Here is a 23147-nt window from a genome sequence, read left to right as displayed (position 1 = left end):
CTCATAAACCAACGCAGCAATCTTGCCACCTAAATAGGATGTATAGATGATCTTCACCCGGCCCCGGATACGTGCGTCCCGCCCCCCATTTGAACGTGGTTTCGCCAATTACATGATTGGACTCTGTTTCCGCGACCGGATAAAACATCGATAGCCGGTATTGCGACTTGGGAATGAAGGGATAGATATAGCCGCCACATAAAGCATCGTTGCCCGAGGTTTTCCAAGCCAACCCGCGGCGATGCAAGGATGCCGTGGCACGGGTGGCTAATAAACTGGTGATGCGTGGGTCGGTGCCGTAACTGGTGGGTGAAATGCCGGATAAGGGATACATATGCCCCCAAGCACCGGCACACCAGAACAAGGCATCCAAGGGATTACCGGTGGCCGCCGCCGCGGCATCGGCGACACAGGCGGAGATGGCCACCGGATTGGCGAACAACGCCGTTTCCGGACTGGTAAAAAACGCCAATAAATCATTGTTCCAGGTGGGATCGAGCTCGGATACATACAGCAAATCGAAATCCCGGTAGCCATCACTGTTGCAGCGACCATCCCAAAACAGGTCCAGCAGGATGGTCAGCGGGAAGGCGAAATAGTGGTAATTGAAAAATGACATCTCGCTGGCATCGAAGTCCGCCTTGCCGGTGGTGGCGATCAGACGCACGTTCGAGGCACTGAATTTATGGCCTCCCAAAGCCGGCGAGCACCAGGGATTGCGGACAATCTCGATCAGCCTCGCCGGATTCCAAAGACCCATGGTCATGCCCAGTTCCGGAATTCCCATCGGATCGGTGCAGAAACAGAATTTCTCATCAGTTGCGATGCTCGGTACGTTGCCACCGCCCAGCGAAGCTCCCGCCGCCCGAATCGGAAACAAACAACTCCAGCAAATATCGGTGACCAGCTTGCCGGACCACAGTTCGGCGTCGGAGCATAACGGATCGACGCTATTGGTTGTGGTGTCGGCATAAAGCGGGGTTGCCAGTGTTATCAAGCCTCCCAAAACCCAAGGGAAAACGAATCGTTTCATGACCGCTCTCCCGAAGAGACAGGCAGTTTTCGTTCATGAACAATCAGACGGTTGCCTGATTGTTCGATAAATGACGGCACATGCTGTAACTGAAAACGGCTGCGTACATCCGGTGTCAGTAAATACACCGGTGCCTGCATGGTGTTTTCCAAGTGTTTAAGCTTTTCCCAGCCATCTTGACGCGGCAGAGACGTGGCCAAATACATCACGTGGGCCTTTTTGTCCTGGCAGGACTGATGCTGAATCAGCTCAACTTGCGCCGGCACCGTGGCATCAAATACCATCAGGCATAAGCCAAACGACATCTTGTCCAACGGATTGACGGTTTGTCCGGCTCGGACAATCAATTGACCGTTGGGTGCCGTTAAATCTCGCGGCGCGGTGATGGTCAGATCGACGGTTCGATCCCGATCTTCCAGAGCCACCGGCAACACTTCGAATTTCTGCTGTTCCCAGAATCGAGCTATGGCCTGTTGCTGCTTTTGTTTCCAGTCGATGGCCGCCATCCGGCGTTTGATCTCTTCCAACAAGTCGATTTCGGCAATCTCGCTGACATCGCCCAACGTTCCCAAATCACCCTGTTTGCCGGCTTTGATCTGCTCTTCTAGCCAGGACAGACTGCTGACACCTCGAACATGTAAACGGGATTTACTGTCTTGTTCGACAACGATGTCCGGCACGGAGGCCACCGACCAACGTTGAAAACGAGTGGGATCAATGACGATGTTCGGGACGGGATCAATGCTTTTCAGTAAACGCTTGAGGTCTGCCATCAACACCGGTAGTTTTTGTCCGGGCTTAGGCCCGCGAAACACCAGCAACACATCATCCCGTCCTGAAGCTTCTTCAAAGATGCCTTTTAGCGCCGCATCACCGAGCGAAAAAGAGACAAATAACAGTGTGTGTGGTTGGCTCGATAGGTTTGTCGAAAGGCTTCTTTCCGTTTCTGTCGATAACGCAGGGTTTTGCATCGATCGCGCGGTTTCAAAGACCTGCATCGCCTGGCGCTTCAGGTCCAACGGTGCAGTCTGACCGTTCAGCCACTCCGGTCGAGGCTGGCCTTCCAGGGCCTGCAAAATGGCCTGCGAGCGTGTTAACCAAGCCTCGTCTGCGAAAGCTGGAAAAAATGGAACCCCTAAGATCAGACAGAATACCGATCGGATTTGCCGAACCAGAGCTTGATCAAAACAACGCATAGGCCCGTCCAATCACTTGGTGGTCGTAGACATAGCCCCAGTAACGCGAATCGAAGCTTTTGTCCGTTTGCCCGGTCACCCAATAGGCGGCGGGTGGAATCGTTTCATGGCGTTTGAAAGAGGAGGGGGCTTTGTTCAGTTTCTCCGTCAAAGGTAGGCCGTCGATGATCCGTTGACCGTTAATCATGGTGTGCTTTGGATCGACATGGACGGTATCTCCCGTGACGCCGGCGGCAATTTTGACGATGATCTGGCCGTCCTTGAAAAAGGGCGCCATGCGCTCGGCGCGGAACGCAATCAAATCGCCACGCCAGATGTCTTTATTTTGGGTATCGATCAGATACACCCATTTATCCGGCAGGCAGCGATCGACCTGGTCATCGCCGCCAATCAGAAATCGTTGGCCTAGGTAACGTTCCACGGCTAACACCAGCAACAAAATCGGTATCGCCTTCAGCAAGAAGAGGCCTAAGCGAGGGCGAGTGACACGGGGCAACGATGGCGAATGGAACCGGGGTTTATTCATAGGCTTAGCGTCCGGTTTGTCGTACATAGACATCCTCCGGTGCGGCCACCACCCCTGTAGAATCGATGACCAGATAACCCGCATCACTGAGCTTTTTGGCTTGACCCTGCCAGTCATCGACGATCTTGGCCATCTGCTCCTGACTGGCATTGGGCGGTATCGATTGAATCAATTTGGCTCTGTCGAACACGAATACCGGCGTCACCAAATTCAAGCGTTCTAAGGGCTGTTGTAATTGCTGTTGCGCAGCCAACCAGCCACCGCAACATCCCAGACAGACAGCGATTAAAACAGTGCTGAGCCATTGTGATTTAGCGTCCATAGTTCAACTCCCGAGTTTTAGACTGGCGGCTGTCAATGAGTTGTTGAATGGCATCGCCCAGACTCAAACCTTGCCGGCGCAACTGTTTCAAGGCGTTGACGTCTTCGGGTTTGGTGGAGAACAGAATGCGTTTGAACGGATCGACGATCAGCCGTCCGATACCGGAACCCATCTCGGTGATGAAGAAAATCTCGGAATAGGCGCCGGGCAAGGTATGCACGGTTTTGAGGAGTTCATATCCACCGTCGGACAACGGCAAGCGCCGATCTTGCTTCATGCCTTCGATGACTTCGGCTTTTTGACCGAGCAAGTACATATTGGCGGAGTTCTCGACGATGGCTCGCCCTGCGGCATTGCGGTACAAGTCGTTCACCGATTGGGTGATGGTGACTGCAGCACCGCCGTATTTCCGAAAGCGGCGGTAGCCGTGTTCCATGAACTTGGCCACATCGCCTTCGGTGAGCAAATCCCAGGCTTCGTCGATGATGACGATCTTGGGCCGGTTGCGTTCGCCCAGATACATTTCCTGCTGGATTTGGTAGATCAGTTGCAGCAGAACCACTTGTTGCAGATGCTTGCGACCCTTCAGCTCCTCCAATTCCAGTACGGTAAAGTCGCGAGCGAACTTGGCGTTGTTCTTACCGTTAAAAAAGCGGCCATATTCGCCTTTCGTGGTAAACGGAAACAACTGCTCGCCGACATCCTTCAAGCGTTGATCGGCTTCGGCGCAGAGTTGCTTGGCAATGTCGTCGACCGACATGGCTTGGGCTTTTTCGGTCCAGAGTTGCTTTAATATCCGTTTCAGACCAGCCGTCTGGAAATCGGTCAATTTCTCGGTCGGTGCGGCCATCTGGCTGACTAATCCGGCTAACATGTCGGCTTCTTCCTCAAAGTTTTGCACGATCTCAAACGGGTTCATGCAGATGCCGGAGCCGTGGGTGAATTTGACGAAATCGCCTTCCAGCACCTCGCAGAGGTTTTCGTAAGAGCGGCCGACATCGATCGCCCAGATTTGCGCGCCTTCGGTCAGATAGCTGACGATGATCTCGTTGGTCAGAAAGGATTTACCTTTGCCGGATTCGGCGGCGATACACAGGTTGTAGTTGCCGGTGGTATCGAACAGCGACACCGCCATGTGTTCGCCGTTACGGGAGACGAAATTCAAGGTCGGCGTGCCGGTGCCAGCCCAGTCGCCGAACAGCGGCAGTAACGGAATGGCATGTCGCGTGGCCAGCGTGCGGTAGCGTTTCAGATCGGCAATCGCCGAACGCTCAGGTCCGAACGGCAAACAGTTCAGGAAAAATGGGAGGCAGAAGTATTTGTCTTCCAGTAGCTGAAAACCCAGCTCGCGAAAATACACTCGGGCATTGGACACCGCTGCGGCTTCCTCGGCTTCATCGCAAAACAGCAGCACCCCGAAATAAGCCCGAATCGGCCGGTCGCCGTCGCGGTAGGCATCGAACAACACGTCGAAATGGTGTTTGCGTTGTACCAGCACCGGCAGAAAACGGGCAATCGGCGTATTGACCTGGTTGGTGATGAATTGCCTAACACCTTCATGTTTTGACCGGGTCGATTCGGCATCGGGATAATGCAAGATCAGACTGATCAAGGTATTTTGCCGAATGCCTCGGGTACCGGACAAAATGTCGCCGAGATAGCTCTTGGCACTGCCAAAGTAAAAATGGTCGGGCATGCGTTTGGCAGATAGCGTCTTGACACGCTTACTACCGAGCCACAGACCTTTTTCATCCAGTTCGAGGGCGTTGTCGTAATCCAATAACTGATCACGAATCAATTGGGTCGGATCGCACTCGGGTACCACCCGGTCTTTCCAGCCGGCATCAGGCTGCCAGTTGAGCAGCGTGTTCAGGATGCGGACATACTGATCGGCGCCCAAAATTTCCGGGTACAAGCCAATGGTCGACAGCGATTGCTGGGTCGCCAATTGCAATTCGCTAGCCCGACGGATGTCGGTTTCACTAGGACGGGGGGATGCCATCGGTAGTTTTACCGTCACCAGAATGTGGCTGCGCCGGAGACGTGCCCCCGAAATTGCTTCCGGCGCCTTGGTTGTGCCGCGCCGCAGAAAATCGACGCTGGCCTGGGTCATGGTTTTATAGGTCGGTTTTTGCTGTTTCAAGCGTCGGGTCTGCATGATCGCCAGCGCTTCCTCGATGTCTGGCGAGGTCCATAGGCTCACCTGCAATAAGGTGTCGGTCGGCCAATCCTGATTCAGCAACACGTTGACCCGCGCGGAGACGCTGGCATCGGCACCGGTCATGGGTCGACACAGAAAGCCAAAGCCAATGCTGCTATCGGCCATCAGAAACAGATGATGGTCGTATTCGTAAGCCAGCACCGGGAACAGCTGATCGGCACGGGGACGTTGCGCGGTGGTCATGGGGTGGTCTCCTCGGCATACAGTTGTTGCATGGCTTCGGCTTGATGTTCGGCATGCAGGCGAATCGTAAAGGGATGTCGGCAAACCCGAATCACCCGCTTTTTGCGTAACAACTCTCTCGCCCTGGCCGGATGGCAGGGGTTGAGCGGGTGGCCATTGGCGGCTTGAACCTGAACGGTTCTGCCGTCTTTGAGGCAGAGCGACGGGCGACGGTTGCCCATCGCAGTCTCGGTATCCGAAAAGTCACCGGTCATGATGGACAACCTTAAATCGTCGCGGTGACGATGTTGGTGATGATAGTCGGCGCCGCAAACAGGCCGACACCGCTAGCAATCCCTAGCACAAAGCCCATGATGCTGCCGCGCACGACACCGGCAACCAAACCGACGATGACGAACACGATGGCGATGATGCGGCCGAGCAAGCCTTCTACCCAGCCGGTCAGCAAGGTCCAGACGTTGTTGAACTCGGTACCGCCGGCACCGGCCATGGCGTCGGATGCCATCAACATAAAAAATAACGATGCCAGGGTCACCAAGACCCCGGTTCGAGTGGACGATTTCATTCAAACGACCTCGATTGTTAAGAAAAGGACAGTTGCCCGTCCGGCCTCGGAAATGCAACTCCGGCGCTTGTTAAGCGATTGCCCGCTCACTCTCGCAGGGGGTGTGGCCTGCGGTGAAAAGGAATTAAGGTTCAGGGCAATTGTTTGCCTAATCGATTCACTGGGCTTTCGTCTTCAGCGATATCGATGCTGGATCGTTTCTCAGGTGGACGTTGCTCCACTTGTAAAGGAATCAACGACGAACTGGCTGTCGAACCCACCTTGCCGATCATCCAACGCCGGGGTTCCAGTTCGGTGTAGACGTAGTTGGACACCATCAAATCGCCCTCGGCATCTTCCCAAGGCGCGATCCAGATGCGCATCACCTGGGATGGCGTCCGAATAGGCGTGGGATCTTCGATCTTGGGCACGGGTTGTTGTAACGGTGGTGCGAGTGCCGGTTTTGATATTGGCTCTGATTCCTGGCTGGTTTCGGGAGGCGCTTCCTTTATCGCCGTATTGGTCACCTGGTAGGCCTGCGTCGTCGACAGACAGCTGGGTTCGTCCGGCATGCCTTTACAGCCGTAGTCGGTGGCGCAGCCGGTGGTGATGGCGATCAGCAGTACACTGAGTCTATAAATAGAAAACTGATGAAAGCGTTTCATGGCTTTTTCTCCGTGGCGTTTGTGTTTTGTGCATTTGTATCGGGCGTTGTTGCCAGACTGGGCGACGGTTTCGGTTTATCGGTCAACCAATCGGCTAACGATTCTGGCGCGCCACTGTGAGTGCGGCCGTCAGGAGCAATCAGAAATGGCACACCCTTAAAATCGAACAACTTGGCGGTGACCACGGCTTTTTGCAGCGGCTCTTTGTTGCACTGCACCGGCGTTTCGGTCGGCAAGCCCGCGTAATCCTGTTTCAACAAGCGGACGCGCACGGCGTCTTTGGTTTTGGCATCGCTCGCACCCAGCTGACAGGCCAGCTGCACGACGAGGTTTTGCGATTCGGGGCCGAGGATGGGGACCATCACCAGTTTGAAGGTGTATTGGTCTTGCAAGGCTTGCAGGTCTTTCATGACCTTGCCGCAGTATGGGCAACGCGGATCGATGAACACCAGCACTTGGGCTGTACCGTGACCGACCGTGACCGCGCCGAGATCGTCGGCCTTGAGCTTCATCCGTGACAGGTCGATGCGGTTGGCGATTTTGTCGATATCGGCCAATTCCTTGATTTCCTGTTGGGTCCAGATGTCCATCAATTTGCCGCCGTAAAAGGCAAAGCGGCCGTTACTGGAGATAAACACCGTCTGCTCGCCAGACTTGACCATCTTCAGGCCCGAGATCGGCAAGTCTTGCATGCCGTCGATTTTGATCGACAGCAAGCCGGCGGCGATGTCCGAGACCGGCTGCTTTTGCGGATTGGCAGCCAAGGCCATGGAGGCACTGAATAGCGTGGCTATCAATAAAGAAATTTGGCGTAGCGTCATAACGACCTTTGGAGTTGGGTTAAAGAATCAGCTCGGCGACTTCAGCTTCAGCGCCGTGCCTTTTTGCACGATGAAGTTGACTTGGCGGGTGGCATCGACTTCGATGACCGGGTAAATCTCTTCAGCCATGTCCATGTAAAAATGCGACAGTCGCTCCATGGCATAACCGGCGCCTTTCAGGGCACCGCCTTCCATCGACTGCGAGGAAAACGCGCTTTGAAACGGTGTAGTACCGGATAGCGCACCCAGACCGCCGGTCATCAGCATCGGAATCTGGTTGCGACCGAAAGCATCGGAAAAGCCGCGTAAAAAACCGGCCATCATGGATTGGGCGAGTAGCGCGCCTTGTTTGGATACCACCCTGCCACGCACTCCGTTTTTGCCGTCTTCGCCGGTAGCGTAGGCATTCATCGGCACTTCGATCACGCCACCGTCCTGACGGACACAGGAAAAAGTCTCGCCGCGAAAGTAGGCGCGCTCGGCACTCAAGTCACCAAACCCTGCGGCCAGCAGAAAGCACTCCCGCACATCGGCATGGAAACGGTTAGGTAGAATGGCTTCCTTCTTGATCCGGAACAGCACCGGCATCGGTTCTTTCTTGGCTTTTTTGCCGGTCGGGGCATCGAGACCGTTCAGCAACACGCCGGTCAGAATGCTACCGGCCGGAATGAAGACATCGCTGCTGGCGTGATCACGGTTCGAGCGGCCTCGACCCTCGCTAGGGGCTGCGTCTTTGTCTTTACCATTGGACTGCTCAGCGCCTTCTTGGATGACGCGAATTTGCATCGCCGCCGGCGCTTGGTTATTGGCTCGTGCTCCTGAGACGCCGGTATTGCTAGCAATCGGTGCGGAAATAGCGGCTTGCTCGAACACGCGGTTGAGATCGTCTTGCCCGTTGTCGAACGGCGGATTGCTCGGGCGGCGGTATGACGGTCTTCCCGGTGCCGTTGGCTCCACAGCAGGTTGATTGGCGTCACCAGGGTTGCCAGCCACTGCCGTTGTAGACGCTTTGTTCTTCAACGTCTCAACTTCACCGGTGACCGCTTGAAGCTTGGCTTCATAGGCTTCCCGCTCAGCGGTGGTCCATTGTTTGAAACGCGTTTCGTCGGATTGCTGTTCGCGCCGTTGCTGTTCTTCGATAGCCGCCAGACGACGGGCTTGTTCCTCGTTTTTCTGCAGCAGATCGCGCAATTGCGCGGAAATGCCGTCGATCCCCAGCGAGCGAGGATCGCTATCGGTGAGGATGTGTTGGATGGTGGCCTGTTTACTCAGCGGCTTGCTGACTTCCGGGGTGACGGTGGCCAGCGCGATGATGACGGCCAATACCACGGTACCGATGCCACCGACGGCCAGATTGCGTTTGGCTGCCGGACTCAAGCGTGTCCACCAATTATCGACGCTGGCCATTAGGGTTGGCCTCCGCTCAGTAACGATGGACGTAAACTGACTGACGCCTCTGGCGATTGTCGGACCACAACATACAATTCGGTCGCTTCCTGCGGTTTCAACACCACGTTGGGCCAGACCGAAACGGCCAGCACGTCCTGTTGCGTCGTCGCGCAACTGCGTTCGTCAAACTCGAGCATCTCGCTGCCAATATTCTTGGCAAGACCCACCAGAATCAGCCGATCTTGGCCTTCAAGGGCTTGACCGGTTTTAATCTGCACGCGGTCTTGCAGGCAGCGAATTTGTTCTTGGGGCTTGGGTTCGCGGAGTGAATATCCGGCCGGGGTCTTTTGCAAACCCAAATCCCGAAACAGCGCTTTCAGTTGGCTGATGTAGGCTTGTTCCTGTTGACTCGAGGTTCGACTTGCGGAATCGGCGCGTTGCCATTGGTTCAGCAATTGGTAGCTGTCCTTATCCAGATCGAGGTGGATTTCCCGCGCCGGAATGCGTTTGGGGATCAGGGTTAGGGATAGTGCGATGTCCTGGTTGTCGCCGGGGGTGATGTATAGCGTGACCGGCGTTTCGTCGGCGGTGGCGACATAAACGATTTTGCCTTTGGTGCTGGTAGTAGCCTGGCTGGTGGTCGTGACTACCGGATGTTCGAACGGCGTGACCAGGCGATTCAAGTGGCCGACGGCAATTGGCATCAGTTCGTTGATGCCGGGTTTAACGGCAATGTGTTGTGGACCGATTGAAGTGGCGGTCGTTGATGCCGACGCCTGTTGCTTGGCCGCTTTCAAGATGCTGGCATCGACTGGGGGTAATTCAATGCCAAAATCTGGCTGCGATGGGACAACTGGCTGTGATGAGGAAGAATCTTCGGCCACAGTGGTTGCCGGTGGTAACACAGTCACGGGTAATTCATCCGCAGACAAGGCAGTGCTAACGGTCAGGAATAACAAAATTAGCGGGAATGAGCGATTCATGGTCGAGCCTCGCGGGTTTGGCCTTGCATTGCTTTCAGACGATCCAAGGTTCTGGGGGAATCCGGATACACGTCGATGTATTCCAGCCGGGGGCGATAGTTTTTGATGGCGATGATGAATTCGTAGGTACGAGGCTTCACGTCCGGTTTGGAACTTGGGCCCTGGCTTTTGAGTTCGCCGCTGACAAAGACTTTGTTGGTCTCGGCTTCGAAATCGACGTGACGCGGGGTGAAACTGATCGCGACCCGGTCCATTTTGATGGCCTTGATTTGATCGCTCATGGCATCCAGGACACTGCGGTAAATATCCGGCGCCAATAGCGGTTCGACCGCGGTTTTCAGAAAGTCGGCATTGGCCGGCGTGGTGTTGCCGAGCAATTCGGCCAGGAACAATCCCCAGGACTCTTTGAACTCGCTGGACGCTTGGCTGCGGGTGACCTCGACTTCCTGCGTCAAGCTCGGCGGCACCAGAATGATGCTGCGCTCGGTGCGCCAGGCGGCCAGCGAAGTAATCACGCACACGACGAGCAATCCAATGATGACGACGCGGCTAAACCGGTTCTCGGTCTCGTGCCCGTCCCAGGTTTGCAAAAAATCCGACCATCTCATGGCAGGAACCGGCGGATGTAGGGATTGGGGATGGTCTGCGCGCGATTCGGCAATAAACCCAGCCAATACAGCGCGTGCAAGGTGTAGCCGTCAGGCCTGTTATCGCGGAAACGCCGGTAAAACTTGACCGCGATGAAGCCAATCGCCAAACCGGGAATGAACTGATCGATCAACATGCCGGTGAGCATGCTGACCATGAAGGGTACGATCTCGTCTGCACTCCACAACAGAATGTGGATCGGATCGTCTATCGATTGGGGAATGGCAACGGGTTCCATAATGACCTCCGGTTGGGATGGTCATCATTGTGAAGACTAATTTGAGAAGGGCTTCTGCAGCTGACGACGAATTTGCGCTCAGCTGAAAGAATTGTATCTATACGATATTTTCAAATCTCTTACCAAAGAGTCTTTTAGCGAGATGTAAGGTGAACCGCAGCATAGACAGTGCTGGAGTCTTCGACCTCAGAGCCTTGCCAGGTTTTGACATAGGTGTAGTCCGCTACCCACACGGCATTCGGCCGCCCGGCGCTGAACTGCCGATTCGCGTGATCCAAGAGGCAAGCTGCATCGGCCTCTATGATCCATGTTTTTTTACGGTTTTGCCGCGCATAATGCCCTTCAGCCCTAGGCTTCGCATCAGGCGTTCCACGGTACAGACAGTGGCTTATCGGACGAAAATCCGGTAAATCAAATCAAATCAAATCAATCAATCTGGGTTCACTATCTGCCCGAAGACGGTCTATGTTTCCGGATTTTCAATCTCGATCAGATAAGCCTTTGCTTTCAACCCACCGGCAAACCCTGTCAGTTCACCATTGGAGCCAATTACTCGATGACACGGTATAACAATAGATATCGGATTGCGGCCGTTAGCGGCTCCGACCGCTCGCGCTGCCTTTGGTTTGCCAATTTGTTGAGCGATTTGCCCGTAGCTACGGGTTTCGCCAAATGGGATTGTAAGTAGTGATTGCCATACTTGTTTTTGAAAATCCGTACCGACAAAATTAAGCGGCAACACGAATCGCTGCCGCTTTCCGGCAAAATATTGCTCCAGTTGCAAGCGAGTTTGTATCAATACCGGATTCGCATCATCTCGCTTCATCGAGCCAAGTGGCACGCGATTTGGATTGTCATTCGCCCACAAAATTGCCATCAAACCCTGATCACTGGCTACCAACTTTAATTCGCCTACTGGAGACTGAAATGCTGTAAAAACATAGCTCATTTTAAGTCTGACCCTGTAAACTCAATCAACATGGTTTCAAATATATCGTAAACATTGTTATCAATATCTGATGGAGCGTCCTTTGCTTCGAGATAACGCCATCCTTGAAATGGGCGGCGCGGATCTGGAGCTACACGGATCAGCTGTGGGTCATAAACAATCCCACAATGCTTTATGCCGTCATACATCATCGGCCGTAATTCAAGAATGCGGTTACGCGCCCTGATATGGCCTTTGATCACCCAATAAATAGAACCATTATCAAGCAACTCCTCTGCACGCTTAGGTGTGTGACGGGTAATGTGTATAAGCGCGCCGTTTTCTCCTTTGGCGGCTTTTTTACAAGCAAGTTGAACTTGCCATTCTTTAAGATCGTTAAAAGAATTTGTCCCTACAGCAACTTTGACTAGATGGATATGTTTGCTCATGTTGCACTCTCGTTATCGTGCGTGGTGATTAGTGCTGTAACAAAAACCACATTGTTTTATGGGATTACTGACTTGCTGCATGGCAGCCAGTTAATATAGGAGAGCTATGATTGCCTAACACAAGCTCTGTAAGCGCTTATTAAACACCGCCCTTGATTGAGTGCATTAACTTATGACGGTGGGTGTGAGTTGCCAAGGTAACAGGGCTTCAAAATCTTCTGCCGTTTTTGCCAAAGGCAGTTGCCGGAACACGGCAATCAAATAACCATAAGGGTCAATGCCATTGGCTTTGCAGGTTTCGATGAGCGAATAAAGATTGGCACTAGCTTGTGCGCCACCAACCGTGTCGCTGAACAACCAGTTGCGGCGACCAATCACAAAGGGGCGAATCGCATTTTCGCAGGCGTTATTATCAATCGGCCAGTGGCTGTTCTCGACAAAACGGATCAGTTTTGGCCATTGGGCTGACAGGTAATGCAGTGCTTTGCCCAGTAAACTGTTAGGCATCACGCCATGCAGGTGTTGTAGCAGCAGTGTTTCGATATTGGCCAGGATCTCGCGACTGTGCGTTTGCCTGAATTGCAGACGTTGTTCGGGACTGGCGTCTTTGGTCCGTGATTCAATGGCGTACAACTGGCCAATCGCGGTGATAAAGCGTGTCGCTAATGGCTCAGACACTCGGGCTGGTTTGGGCTGCGCGGCTTCGGCTTCGACGAAATAGCGTCGGGCATGCGCCCAACACCCTAAGTGAATCAGGCCGTAACCGGCAGCCAAACCGTTATAGACCTCATAACCATCGCTCATCAGAACGCTGCCGGGTTTGATGCCTTCGTATAAGGGTTGCCCCTGGCTACGACCACGCCCCGGGGTATAGTTGAACAAGCGGATCGGAGGCCCAGAATCGGTCATCTGCACCCACAAATAGCTCTTGGTCTGTGCTGCGCGCCCCGGTTCTTTGAGCACTTGCACCACGGTCTCATCACCGTGAATGACATCCGCTTCCAGTAGTCGATCCCGCAACAGATTAATCAAAGGTTGCAACGCATGTCCCACTCTCACCACACTCGCAGCCAGCGTACTGCGGGATAAATCACCGCCAAAACGGCTCAACAGCGCGGCTTGCCGGTATAACGGCAGGCCATCCTGATATTTACCGGTAATGACCCAGGCCAGTGCCGCCTCGGTGAGCAAGCCTTTCGGAATAATCCGTGCCGGCGCCGGGGTGACCCGGATGCTGTCATCACAGCAAGGGCAGGCATATTTAATGCGTTGATGCTGAATCACCCGAACCTGTTGCGGAATGATGTCCAGCTGTTCACTGATTTCGGCACCGATTTCCACCAATGGGCTGCCATCATGCGCGCATACCCGTTCCGACTCTGGCAATTCATGACGGACAATCTCGCGAGGCAGATAAGGATCCAGTGGCTTGCGACCGCGTTTCTTGCGGCTATGGGGGGCGATCTGGACTTCAGCGTCTGGAATGCTTTCTTCAGCCACCGGCTGTCCGGCGGGCGCCAACGCTTCGGCTTCGTTGATGAACAAGTCGCGCTGAGCCGGATTAGCTCGGGCTTCAGATTTGGCAGCAAACAGCTGCCGTAAAAAGGCATCGACCCGCTGCTTGAGCAGATCACGCTCGACGGTGACTACACGTAGTTGTTGGGTGAGCGTATGCACCAACTGCTGGTCAGCTAACCACGACTGCCGCTCGGCCAATAAGGCCGCATATTCGTCGGATGTCAGCGTGATAGTCGTCGTCATAAGTGCCTATTTTACAAGGTTTTTGACGACGAAACCTCAGCTAATTTGGCTGTAGCTTCGGGCGGGATGTGGGCGCATGGCGGCCAGATCAATGCCCTCTAATAGCCAATGGAGTTGTTCCACGCTCAGCACCATCAGCGCCTCCTGCTTCGGCCAACGGAACCGGTCAGCCTCCAGGCGTTTAATCATTAACCAGAAGCCGTTGCGATCCCAGGCCAGTAACTTGATCCGATCACGGCGGCGATTGCTAAACACAAACACCGCCGACTCAAACGGGTTGAGGCTGAGTCCCTGTTCGACCAGCAGCGCCAGACCATTGATTGCTTTACGGCCGTCCACCGGCTCACGGTGCAGATAAACCTTTAACCCCGGGTCGAAGCGGAACATGGCAAGTGGGCCAAGGTGTTTAATAGCGGTGATAGCTCAGCCAGGTCAATGGCCTGGAGCGTCATCTGCACACCGTTCACTAGGGTAATGGACAGCATCGCTTCGCACGTCTGAGACTTAATAACCGGTGTCAGCACCGGCACAAAAGCCGGTAGTGGCGGCACTAACTCATCGGCTTGGGTGTCACGCGCAGCGGCCTGATAGTGATTGATCCACTTTCGTAGTAGGTTAGCATTGATGCCATGCTCCAGCGCTTTGCGTGCAATCGACACACCCGGCTGCAAGCAACTCTGAACCAGCTCTCGTTTAGCGATCGGATCATAGCGGCATCGGCCATCACAGCGGTGACCGATGACTAACCGCCTGGATAACGCACTCTTTGTCTCTAGCATGTAGGTGTCCACTTAGTCGAAGGTGGACACCATCTTCTACTCTTTCATTTATCTAAAACAGACGTCGTTAAATGAACGCTTACCAAGCTCTACTTAATCTAACTCAATAATTCGGAGAAATAGCAAAAGCTTAGTTAAAGCAAATTTTATTGTTCCATCTCGGAGTACTCGACTTCTTAACGAGTAATCTCAACAAAATTCATACTGCCCAAATAGTCCATTTTGCCGATTTCAACGCCATTGTGGCGAAGAATATTGTAGGCGGTTGTCAAATGAAAAAAGAAATTCGGAATGATAATTTGAAGAAGATAATCTTCTCCTCTAATAAGCTTGCCAGGTTGCCACGAAACCGTAATCATGTGTTCGCCAGCTCCCTCAAATTGCACTTCTTTTACGCTTTCTGCAAAGGTGATGGTTTTCTTGATACGATCACGAGCTTCTTCAATCGTTTGTTCAGTGTCCTCATGCTTCGGCGGCGTTTGGCCAGTTAGCCGAGCCGAACCTGCTTTAACATAATCGCACGCGCTAGTGACCTGATAGATGAAATCTTTCATGTCAGGCGCGAGGCGGCTGTGCATGAGTATATTCACATCGAATTTCTTATCCGTTGCATATTGCTCAGCTTTATCAAGCCATGCCTCTATTTGTGTAAGGCTATGAATACATTGTGAAAGTATCTGATAGTACATGTGTCCCCCTTTTAGCATTTCAATTTGTTAGTGTGATTTTCAGATGACATTTTCCAAAGATGTATCACCGCATAGCTGCGATATGGCCGCCATAACTGTGATAACTCTTCTGCCTCTTGAGCAGTCACGCCGCCCAAAACATTGCGCACGGCGATATCTTCCTTCGGAAAGGCATCCGACCAGTTTAGGCCTCGCATAGCGATATTGTGAGCCGTCCACGGCCCGATCCCCGGTAGCTTAACCAGCTTTTCAATTGCTGTTTCTGGCTTTAATCTCGGCTCAAGAAGGAATCCTTCCGAAACAAAGGCTTGAGCCATCACAATAATACATTTGGCGCGTGCACTCACAATACCGAGCTCAGCAATAGCGTCCACCGTTGCCCTGGCGACCGTTTCTGCCTGTACGGTTAGTCGAGAGAGTTCGGGAAATGGCGTGATAATATTTTTGCCAAAAGCATTCGTAAATCGATAGAAAATGGCAGTGGCGGCTTTCACAGTGATCTGCTGACTAAGTATGGTACGAATCGCCATTTCAAATTCGTCAAATGCGCCAAGAACGCGCAGGCCGGGATGTTTTGCTATGCTGGTTTTGAGCAACTTATGTTTTATGAGATGCGCATTGATTAGATCGGGATCTGCCGCAAGATCAAACAGCTTGTGTAAACGATCCTGCAATGCTGGCAGCGCCGGCAATAAAGACGGCGAATATTCCATCTTTAGCGAATGCGTCTCTGGCACATGAGATACCTTGATCCATCCAATATGCTTGCCGATTCGCACAGTGCGCAAATAACATTCGTCCGTAACCAACTCCACTCCTTTAATTGACCGAGCTTTCAAGAACTCCAATGTTTCTATCCAATCAAACGGGTACTTATAAGGATATAGCTCGTTCATAGCTTCATATTACTCGCAGGTGAGAAATTTGATTGAGGCAATAGCTAATTAAAATTTGGTTTTGAGCCGATGCAATCACGGTAGTTAGATCAGATCTAATGTATTTAGAAATTGTCATACGAAATTCCAGGGAGAGGCAGGCCAACAGCGAGCACAAGTATTTCAAACGTGATCGGGACATCGTTTTTCTGCATTCACAACGTTTGATGAAATCTCTTTGCGAGTTTTCTTTTCAACCAATTGCTCATCAGTGCCATTAGGTGATGCGTATTCATTGCCCCAAACCATAATCATCGCCAAGACGGGCATGAAATCCTGACCCATCGAGGTCAGAACATATTGCGCACGCAACGGATTGTCTTGGTAGATTTTTTTTACCACCAGCCCTTCTTCGACCAGCATCGAAAGCCGTTTGCTCAGTGTAGCGGGAGAAATTTCCAGATTTTCTCTAAATTCTTCATAGCGTGTTAGGCCTTGGCCTAGGTCACGCAAAATTAATAGGCTCCAGGAGTCACCTATTTTGTCAATTGCTCTTGAAATTGAGCACATGTCTCGATGCTTTTCACATGTTTTTTTGTCTTTGCCTTTCATAAGCCCCTCTCAATAAATGACTTCGTATCGTTAATCGGCAATAAAACTATATCAACTACATTATGCATAGTCAATACAAAAAATATATTGACAGCAAAAACAATAGTATCTACACTAATTGCAGTCGCTTCAAAAAATGAAGCGATATGAGAAGGAAAGATTATGAATTATAAGAGAAAAATTTTTTATTTCAGGATTGTTAGATATGTTCGTTAGCTTATCTGGCGATGTTTTTAAAGCAGCATTTGTAGGCGAGCCAGGTGAATTTACCTGGCTTGCGGTGTCGAAATTTACAGATCTGAAGGCAAAGCAAGTCAATGACGCCATCATCGATAACTACCTCCGTAGAGTCTATTAAACAAACAATATTCAAAAGGGCATTTTATGAATAACGAAGCTTCTCAACGTTCAAACTTCGAACCGTACGTTTCTCAGCCTAACTCACCGATCTATTCACGGTTAATAAAAAAGCCCTTAAGCGGAAAAAAAATTAATCGTTTTATCATTTTTAGCGTTGTCATGATGGGTGGCTACTGTGCGCACGAACTTTTTGCAACCGAAACAACTTTAGAGCAAGTTATGACTCCACCGAGCGTGATCGTTAGCTCTCCTTTGAAAGGAAATTTTGAAACTCACTTAAAGTTCCTTGGTCAGTTTGCTGCCGTTGAGCATGTTGAACTGCGTCCCCAGGTCGGCGGTACATTAGAAAAGATACATTTTAAAGACGGTGATCTCGTGAAAAAGGGCGATCCGCTTTTTACCATTGACCAGACTCCTTACGAAATCAGATACAGTCAAGCGACGGCTCAACTGGAAAATGCACAGGCAAAGCTGCAGTTGGCAAATCAAGAATTAACACGGGCAAAAGTTCTGAAAGAAACGGATGCCGGTACTACACAAAACGTAGAGCAACGTTTGGCCGATCAACAAGCCGCTTCTGCTTTAGTGAACGTAGCGAAGGCGCTGGTACGCGATGCAAAGTTCGATCTTGATCACGCGAGCATCATAGCTCCCTTCAGCGGAAAAATAGGCACGCACCAAGTATCGGTCGGCAACCTGATTGCAGGTAATCGCGCAGGTACCGGGCCAACTACCTTACTGACCACCATCGTATCTCTCGACCCGATTTACCTAAATTTCGATATGAGCGAAGCCGATTACCAAACCTTCCAACGTCAGCGCATGACCGAGAAAGGCGAGTTGGCTAGCAAAGTTTATGTGGATCTCGGTGACGCAAAACTGAATCGCACAGGAACACTGGATTTCGTAGATAACGCCATCGACCGTTCCAGCGGCACCATCCGTGCTCGAGCCACAATTCCCAACAAAGATCTGTTACTCACTCCAGGCGGCTTCGCTCGTGTCCGCTTAGCTCTGACTTCAGCTGAATCAACCTTGTTGGTGCCGGATGCGGCGGTTACACCTGATCAATCCAACCATATCGTACTGACCGTCGATCACGATGGAACGGTGAAGCCTAAGCGAGTTGAAGTAGGTGACTTACATGATGGAATGCGCGTCATCAAATCTGGTATCGGCGCTAGTGACTTGGTGATTGTCGAAGGTATGGCTTCGGCTGCTCCCGGCGCGAAAGTGAAGCCAATGAACGCGAAAACCGAATCCGTAAATCAAAAAAATAAAGAGTAATCAACATGAAACTGACACATTTCTTCATAGATCGCCCGCGTTTTGCGATAGTCATCAATATCTTCATCATCGTTTTCGGGTTGGCAGCGATGGTTAAATTACCGATCGCACAGTATCCGAGTATTGTTCCCACCACAATTCAAATTACGACCACATTTCCTGGTGCATCTGCAGATACCATTGCCCGCACTGTCGCGACGCCGCTTGAGCAAGCGATCAATGGCGTGGAGGGCATGGACTATATCACTAGCCAATCAACCAGTGATGGCAGGCTGGCGATTACTGTCATTTTTAAGGTTGGCACTGACGCCAATACCGCTCTGTTGCTGACGCGAAATCGTGTGCAGGACGTATTGACACGCTTGCCGCAAGAAGTGCAGCTGCAAGGCGTGCAGGTGAAAAAGACTATCCAATCGCTATTGCTAGGCGTACATGTTTATTCACCGGATGGGTCGCGTAGCGCCGAATATCTGTCAAATTACATGCTTCATGTTCGTGATGAGATCGCGCGTATTCCCGGTGTAGCTGATTTTTGGGCTTTGGGAGAACGTCAGTATGCGATGCGTATCTGGATTGATCCAGACAAAGCTGCAGCCTATAACATCAGCGCCAGCGAGATTATGAGCGCCCTTCGCGCCCAAAACGCACAGGTATCGACTGGTAATCTCAATGCCCCGCCAGTGGCGACCGATGCAGCTTTCCAGATCAACGTAGAAGCTCTCGGACGGTTAACTTCTCCTGATCAGTTTGCCGACATTATCGTCAAATCGGATAATCAAGGTCGCATCACTCGCATCCGTGATATTGGCCGAGCTGAAATTGGTTCTGTAGATTACGGTTCAATCGCTTATGCTGATAAGCATATTTCCGCACCTTGGTGGGTTATCCCGACACCTGACGCTAACGTAGTAGAGGTAGAGCACGCCATTTGGGATAAGATGGCCGAGCTTAAAAAATCCTTCCCTACCGGTGTTGATTATATCAACATTTACGATCCTACCACCTTCGTAAGCCAGTCGATTCATGAAGTAATCGAAACCATCTTTATCGCCATTATTCTTGTAGTCGGCGTGGTGTATCTCTTTCTTCAAAACTGGCGGGCTACTCTGATTCCCGTGGTAGCTATTCCCGTTTCTCTGGTCGGTGCCTTCACTATCCTCTCGATGTTTGGAATCTCTATCAATAATCTCTCGCTTTTCGGCCTCGTGCTAGCAGTAGGTATTGTGGTTGATGACGCTATTGTGGTGGTGGAAAACGTCGAACGCAATATGGCAACGGGTATGCTACCTAAAGAAGCCGCGCATCGCACGATGAACGAGGTGTCTGGTGCATTAATTGCTATTACTCTTACACTCTGCGCAGTTTTCGTACCTTTGGCCTTCGTCTTCGGAATTCCGGGGCTTTTCTTTAAACAGTTTGCGATCACAATTTCTGCTTCCACAATAATCTCGAGTTTTGTATCTCTCACGCTGAGCCCAGCGCTTTGCGCGATACTGCTAATACCGCATAAGACTGGCGAGTTATATGAGAAGCCACGCGGTGTAGCACGCTTTAAGAACCCTCTCTTCGACCGCTTCAATCGTGGATTCGCATGGCTCTCGATCAGTTATGGCAATATGACCAGCCGTTTTGTGCGTGTTACTGCGAGTATTCTTATAGTTTATGTCGGGTTAATCAGCGTAACAGGCTTCCAAATGTCGCGTATGCCAACCGGCTTTATTCCGGATCAGGACATTGGGTATGAGGCGATCATCGTTATGTTACCGCCCGGTTCCAGCCTGTCCCGCACGGACGAAGTAGTACGTGAAGTCAATGATATGGCATTGAGCATACCTGGCATAAAACATACATCGCCCACAGCTGGATTCGATGTGACGACAAATACAATTGCCTCTAATGTTGGGACGATCTTCACGTCACTTCCCTCACTTTACGGTGAGTATATACCCGGTACCACTGCTGCGGAAATGCTGGTGAAAATGCGCGAAAAATTCGCGGATTATAAGAAAGCCTATCTGATCGTAATCAATCCTCCTGCGGTACAGGGGTTGGGGGCGGCTGGTGGTTTTAAAATGATGATCCAAGATCGTGAAGGTCTTGGGCCACAAGCTCTCGCAAAAGCGACCAACGATCTCGTTGCTGCCGCGAATAAAGATAAAACCTTTGCTGGAGTGTTCACGCTATTTAATGCTGGTGCGCCGTCGCTTTATGCCGACATCGATCGCTTAAAGGCTGAAAAAGTCGGGCTCACGCCAACGGATGTGTTCTCGACTATTCAGTTATATCTTGGTTCGCAATATGTGAATGATTTCAATTATTTGGGTCGCACTTATCCCGTATTCGCCCAAGGGGATGCTGAATTCCGTAAAACTCCAGGAGATATTGGCAAATACAAAGTGAGAAATGCTGCCGGTGAAATGGTGCCGCTGAGCGCTGTGACCGATTTCAAAGAGCAATCCATGCCTTATCGCATCCCGCGTTACAACATGTTCCCAGCCGCGGAAATCATGGGCGCTGCTGCGCCAGGAATCGCTTCTGGTACGGCTATGGAGCGGATGGAAGAACTGGCTAAACAAACGCTTCCGCAAGGTATGTCGTTTGAATGGACAGAGCTTTCACATCAACAAGCGCAGCATGGCGTGCCTACACTGGCGATCTTTGCGGCTTCTGCCTTGTTCGTGTTCCTTGTTCTGGCTGCGCAGTATGAAAGCTGGCGTACACCGTTGGCAGTCGTGCTGATCGTACCTATGTGCTTGCTAGCAGCTATTATCGGGCTGGACATGCGGAGTATGCCGATCGACATTCTTGCGCAAATAGGCTTCATCGTACTGGTCGGGTTGGCTGCGAAAAACGCGATCTTGATAGTGGAATTCGCCAAGCACCATGAAGATCATGAAGGGCGGACGCCGGAAGATGCGGCAACGCTTTCGGCAAAAGAACGTCTGCGTCCGATCTTGATGACCTCATTTGCCTTCATCCTTGGCGTATTCCCTCTTGTAGTAGCCAAAGGTGCGGGTGCTGAAATGCGCCAATCCCTTGGAACCACAGTGTTCTTTGGAATGCTCGGAGTAACAGCGTTTGGACTCTTATTCACACCAGCGCTTTACGCCTTTGTACAAAAATTTAGCAAAAAGGAAATTAGTCATGACTAGTATGCTCAAAATATTTGTAGCTTTACTTGCTGGTTTATTTTTCAGCACAACTTTCTCTGGTTGCGCAGTAGGTCCGGATTATGTGGCTCCTAATATCGAATTAGTGCCATTTCACAATAAAGTCGAAGTTGTCGACAAGGAAATGGCTGTCTCACCTAGTTTAGATCGATGGTGGATGGGATTTAATGATTCAGAGTTGCTTAAAGTAGTGCAACGAGTGTTGGATCAGAATCTTTTTCTTGATGTAACGAAAGCAAGGGTAATTCAGGCGCGAGCTATCTCAGATGGAAGTAGCGCAAAGCTTCTGCCAACCATTGAGTTTAATGGCTCCGTTACCCGCCAGACTCTGAGCAAAGAGGGGCTGTTTGGCTCAATTGCTAGAAATTCACCTAACTTTAGCCGCGATTTTACCAATTTTACGATTGGACCTGCAGCAAGCTGGGAAATAGATTTTTTTGGTGGCTTGCAGCGCGGTGAAGCGGCATCAAAAGCGGAATTCCAAGCTTCAGAGGCAGATCAAGCTGGAGCACGAATCCTTGTCGTGGCAGATGCGGCGGATGCTTATTTCCAAATAAGAGGATATCAAGTACGTCTCAATATCGCAGAGCAGCAAATTAAAGATGATGAGCATCTTTTAAGCTTGGTACATGATCGCCATACTGCGGGGAGCGCTACCGGGCGAGAAGTTGCGCAGGCCGAGGCTCTTTTAAAACAGGCTCGCGCATCTGTTCCGTTGCTTCGAATTGGCCTTGAGCAACAGATGAACAGATTAGATGTTTTGATGGGTGTTCAGCCTGGCACATATATGAGAGAGTTGCATCCTGTTACTGAAATAGTGTTTCTTCCGACTATTCCTGGCGATCAACGTCCTGTTGATGTTTTGCGTCGTCGTCCAGACGTTATTGCGGCTGAACGACATCTTGCCGCTTCAAATGAAAGAATCGGTCAAGCTATTTCAGAATATTATCCCAAAATCTCGCTGTCTGGCCTACTAGGCTTCGATAGTATTTCGAGTGCTAATTTATTTACAGGTGGTGCATTTCAGGCTATTGCCAGAGGAACACTACGATGGCGTCTTTTCGACTTTGGCAAAATTGATGCCGAAGTGATGCGGGCAAAAGGGGCTAATGCCGAGGCGTTGACAGTGTACCGACAAGCTATTTTGCGCGCCGCTGAAGACGTAGAAAATTCGCTAGTCGTCTTTGCTCAAACACGAATTCATATTGATGAACAAGAGGGCGAAGTACAAGCGTTGATGAAAGCCCGCGACCTCTCCGAGCAATCCTATAAAGCGGGTTCTATTACGTTGACCGATGTATTGGACGCGGATCGCCTGCTACTAGTAGCTCGTGATCAACTCAGCGCAAAGCAAGTGGATATAGCGCGCGCTGCCGTAGGCGTATTTCGCGCGTTAGGCGGTGGGTGGGATTCATAGTTTCATCAATTCGAAAAAAAACAAAGGGAAACAACCCGTGAAAATCTATGA

24 protein-coding genes and 1 pseudogene are annotated in these 23147 nt (G+C 51.3%); 3 read left to right on the top strand and 22 right to left on the bottom strand.

The window, feature by feature from the left end; genetic code table 11:
• Position 1 precedes the first annotated feature (1 nt).
• The 22 genes and pseudogenes from G006_RS0103595 to G006_RS24865 all read right to left on the bottom strand — a co-directional run bounded on the left by G006_RS0103595 (position 2) and on the right by G006_RS24865 (position 16862).
• Positions 2-1033, bottom strand: a complete 1032-nt coding sequence (locus tag G006_RS0103595; protein ID WP_020481796.1) for a TraU family protein — start codon at positions 1031-1033, stop codon at positions 2-4.
• On the bottom strand, positions 1030-2229 hold the full coding sequence (locus tag G006_RS0103590) for a TrbC family F-type conjugative pilus assembly protein (protein WP_020481795.1): 1200 nt from the start codon (positions 2227-2229) through the stop codon (positions 1030-1032). Before G006_RS0103590 ends, G006_RS0103595 begins: the two co-directional genes overlap by 4 nt.
• Complete coding sequence (gene lepB / locus G006_RS0103585; protein WP_020481794.1) at positions 2216-2782, bottom strand: signal peptidase I; 567 nt, start codon at positions 2780-2782, stop codon at positions 2216-2218. Before lepB ends, G006_RS0103590 begins: the two co-directional genes overlap by 14 nt.
• Positions 2760-3077, bottom strand: a complete 318-nt coding sequence (locus tag G006_RS0103580) for a hypothetical protein (protein ID WP_020481793.1) — start codon at positions 3075-3077, stop codon at positions 2760-2762. Before G006_RS0103580 ends, lepB begins: the two co-directional genes overlap by 23 nt.
• The gene (gene traC / locus G006_RS0103575; protein ID WP_020481792.1) at positions 3067-5481 is read right to left on the bottom strand and encodes a type IV secretion system protein TraC; all 2415 of its coding nucleotides are present in this window, start codon (positions 5479-5481) and stop codon (positions 3067-3069) included. The genes G006_RS0103580 and traC overlap by 11 nt, the downstream gene beginning before the upstream one ends.
• Positions 5478-5735, bottom strand: a complete 258-nt coding sequence (locus G006_RS0103570; RefSeq protein ID WP_020481791.1) for an RRXRR domain-containing protein — start codon at positions 5733-5735, stop codon at positions 5478-5480. Before G006_RS0103570 ends, traC begins: the two co-directional genes overlap by 4 nt.
• An 11-nt stretch (positions 5736-5746) precedes the next feature.
• Positions 5747-6046 (bottom strand): TraA family conjugative transfer protein, encoded by a 300-nt coding sequence (traA, locus tag G006_RS0103565; protein WP_020481790.1) that lies wholly within the window; start codon positions 6044-6046, stop codon positions 5747-5749.
• A gap of 131 nt (positions 6047-6177) precedes the next feature.
• A complete protein-coding gene (locus tag G006_RS24875; RefSeq protein ID WP_020481789.1) occupies positions 6178-6690 on the bottom strand; it encodes a TraV family lipoprotein in 513 nt (170 codons plus the stop codon).
• Positions 6687-7511 carry a DsbC family protein gene (locus G006_RS0103555; protein WP_020481788.1) on the bottom strand — a complete coding sequence of 275 codons (825 nt, stop codon included), beginning with the start codon at positions 7509-7511 and terminating at the stop codon, positions 6687-6689. Before G006_RS0103555 ends, G006_RS24875 begins: the two co-directional genes overlap by 4 nt.
• 27 nt (positions 7512-7538) lie before the next feature.
• Positions 7539-8918, bottom strand: a complete 1380-nt coding sequence (locus G006_RS0103550; protein ID WP_020481787.1) for a TraB/VirB10 family protein — start codon at positions 8916-8918, stop codon at positions 7539-7541.
• Positions 8918-9883 (bottom strand): TraK domain-containing protein, encoded by a 966-nt coding sequence (locus G006_RS0103545; RefSeq protein ID WP_020481786.1) that lies wholly within the window; start codon positions 9881-9883, stop codon positions 8918-8920. The genes G006_RS0103550 and G006_RS0103545 overlap by 1 nt, the downstream gene beginning before the upstream one ends.
• Positions 9880-10491 carry a TraE/TraK family type IV conjugative transfer system protein gene (locus G006_RS0103540; RefSeq protein ID WP_020481785.1) on the bottom strand — a complete coding sequence of 204 codons (612 nt, stop codon included), beginning with the start codon at positions 10489-10491 and terminating at the stop codon, positions 9880-9882. The genes G006_RS0103545 and G006_RS0103540 overlap by 4 nt, the downstream gene beginning before the upstream one ends.
• The gene (traL, locus tag G006_RS0103535) at positions 10488-10769 is read right to left on the bottom strand and encodes a type IV conjugative transfer system protein TraL (protein WP_020481784.1); all 282 of its coding nucleotides are present in this window, start codon (positions 10767-10769) and stop codon (positions 10488-10490) included. The genes G006_RS0103540 and traL overlap by 4 nt, the downstream gene beginning before the upstream one ends.
• 191 nt (positions 10770-10960) lie before the next feature.
• A pseudogene (locus tag G006_RS29030) lies at positions 10961-11148 on the bottom strand (IS3 family transposase); the annotation flags it as partial.
• An 84-nt stretch (positions 11149-11232) separates the two neighbouring features.
• Positions 11233-11718: a methylated-DNA--[protein]-cysteine S-methyltransferase gene (locus G006_RS0103530; protein ID WP_026146823.1), complete on the bottom strand. Its 486-nt coding sequence runs from the start codon at positions 11716-11718 to the stop codon at positions 11233-11235.
• On the bottom strand, positions 11715-12146 hold the full coding sequence (locus G006_RS0103525) for a DUF1489 family protein (protein ID WP_020481782.1): 432 nt from the start codon (positions 12144-12146) through the stop codon (positions 11715-11717). Before G006_RS0103525 ends, G006_RS0103530 begins: the two co-directional genes overlap by 4 nt.
• Before the next feature lie 165 nt (positions 12147-12311).
• The gene (gene tnpC / locus G006_RS0103520; protein ID WP_020481781.1) at positions 12312-13907 is read right to left on the bottom strand and encodes an IS66 family transposase; all 1596 of its coding nucleotides are present in this window, start codon (positions 13905-13907) and stop codon (positions 12312-12314) included.
• 36 nt (positions 13908-13943) lie between these two features.
• Positions 13944-14294, bottom strand: a complete 351-nt coding sequence (gene tnpB, locus G006_RS0103515) for an IS66 family insertion sequence element accessory protein TnpB (protein WP_020481780.1) — start codon at positions 14292-14294, stop codon at positions 13944-13946.
• Positions 14270-14686: a transposase gene (locus G006_RS0103510; RefSeq protein WP_020481779.1), complete on the bottom strand. Its 417-nt coding sequence runs from the start codon at positions 14684-14686 to the stop codon at positions 14270-14272. The genes tnpB and G006_RS0103510 overlap by 25 nt, the downstream gene beginning before the upstream one ends.
• Before the next feature lie 176 nt (positions 14687-14862).
• Positions 14863-15375 (bottom strand): DUF1993 domain-containing protein, encoded by a 513-nt coding sequence (locus G006_RS0103505; protein ID WP_026146822.1) that lies wholly within the window; start codon positions 15373-15375, stop codon positions 14863-14865.
• Between the two features lie 11 nt (positions 15376-15386).
• Positions 15387-16271, bottom strand: coding sequence for a DNA-3-methyladenine glycosylase family protein (locus tag G006_RS24870; RefSeq protein ID WP_020481777.1), 885 nt, complete (start codon positions 16269-16271; stop codon positions 15387-15389).
• 162 nt (positions 16272-16433) lie between these two features.
• On the bottom strand, positions 16434-16862 hold the full coding sequence (locus G006_RS24865) for a winged helix-turn-helix transcriptional regulator (RefSeq protein ID WP_020481776.1): 429 nt from the start codon (positions 16860-16862) through the stop codon (positions 16434-16436).
• A gap of 384 nt (positions 16863-17246) precedes the next feature.
• Between G006_RS24865 and G006_RS0103485 the strand changes: the two genes are divergently transcribed.
• From G006_RS0103485 to G006_RS0103475, 3 genes are read left to right on the top strand one after another with little or no spacing between them, the layout of a single operon-like run.
• Positions 17247-18509, top strand: a complete 1263-nt coding sequence (locus G006_RS0103485) for an efflux RND transporter periplasmic adaptor subunit (protein ID WP_200860425.1) — start codon at positions 17247-17249, stop codon at positions 18507-18509.
• Between the two features lie 5 nt (positions 18510-18514).
• Positions 18515-21661 (top strand): efflux RND transporter permease subunit, encoded by a 3147-nt coding sequence (locus tag G006_RS0103480; RefSeq protein ID WP_020481773.1) that lies wholly within the window; start codon positions 18515-18517, stop codon positions 21659-21661.
• The gene (locus G006_RS0103475) at positions 21654-23096 is read left to right on the top strand and encodes an efflux transporter outer membrane subunit (RefSeq protein WP_020481772.1); all 1443 of its coding nucleotides are present in this window, start codon (positions 21654-21656) and stop codon (positions 23094-23096) included. The genes G006_RS0103480 and G006_RS0103475 overlap by 8 nt, the downstream gene beginning before the upstream one ends.
• Positions 23097-23147: the final 51 nt, after the last annotated feature.

It is taken from the genome of Methylomonas sp. MK1, assembly GCF_000365425.1.
GTDB lineage: Bacteria > Pseudomonadota > Gammaproteobacteria > Methylococcales > Methylomonadaceae > Methylomonas.
Note: the sequence above shows the minus strand (reverse complement) of the source record. Positions and strands in the feature narration are given on the sequence as shown.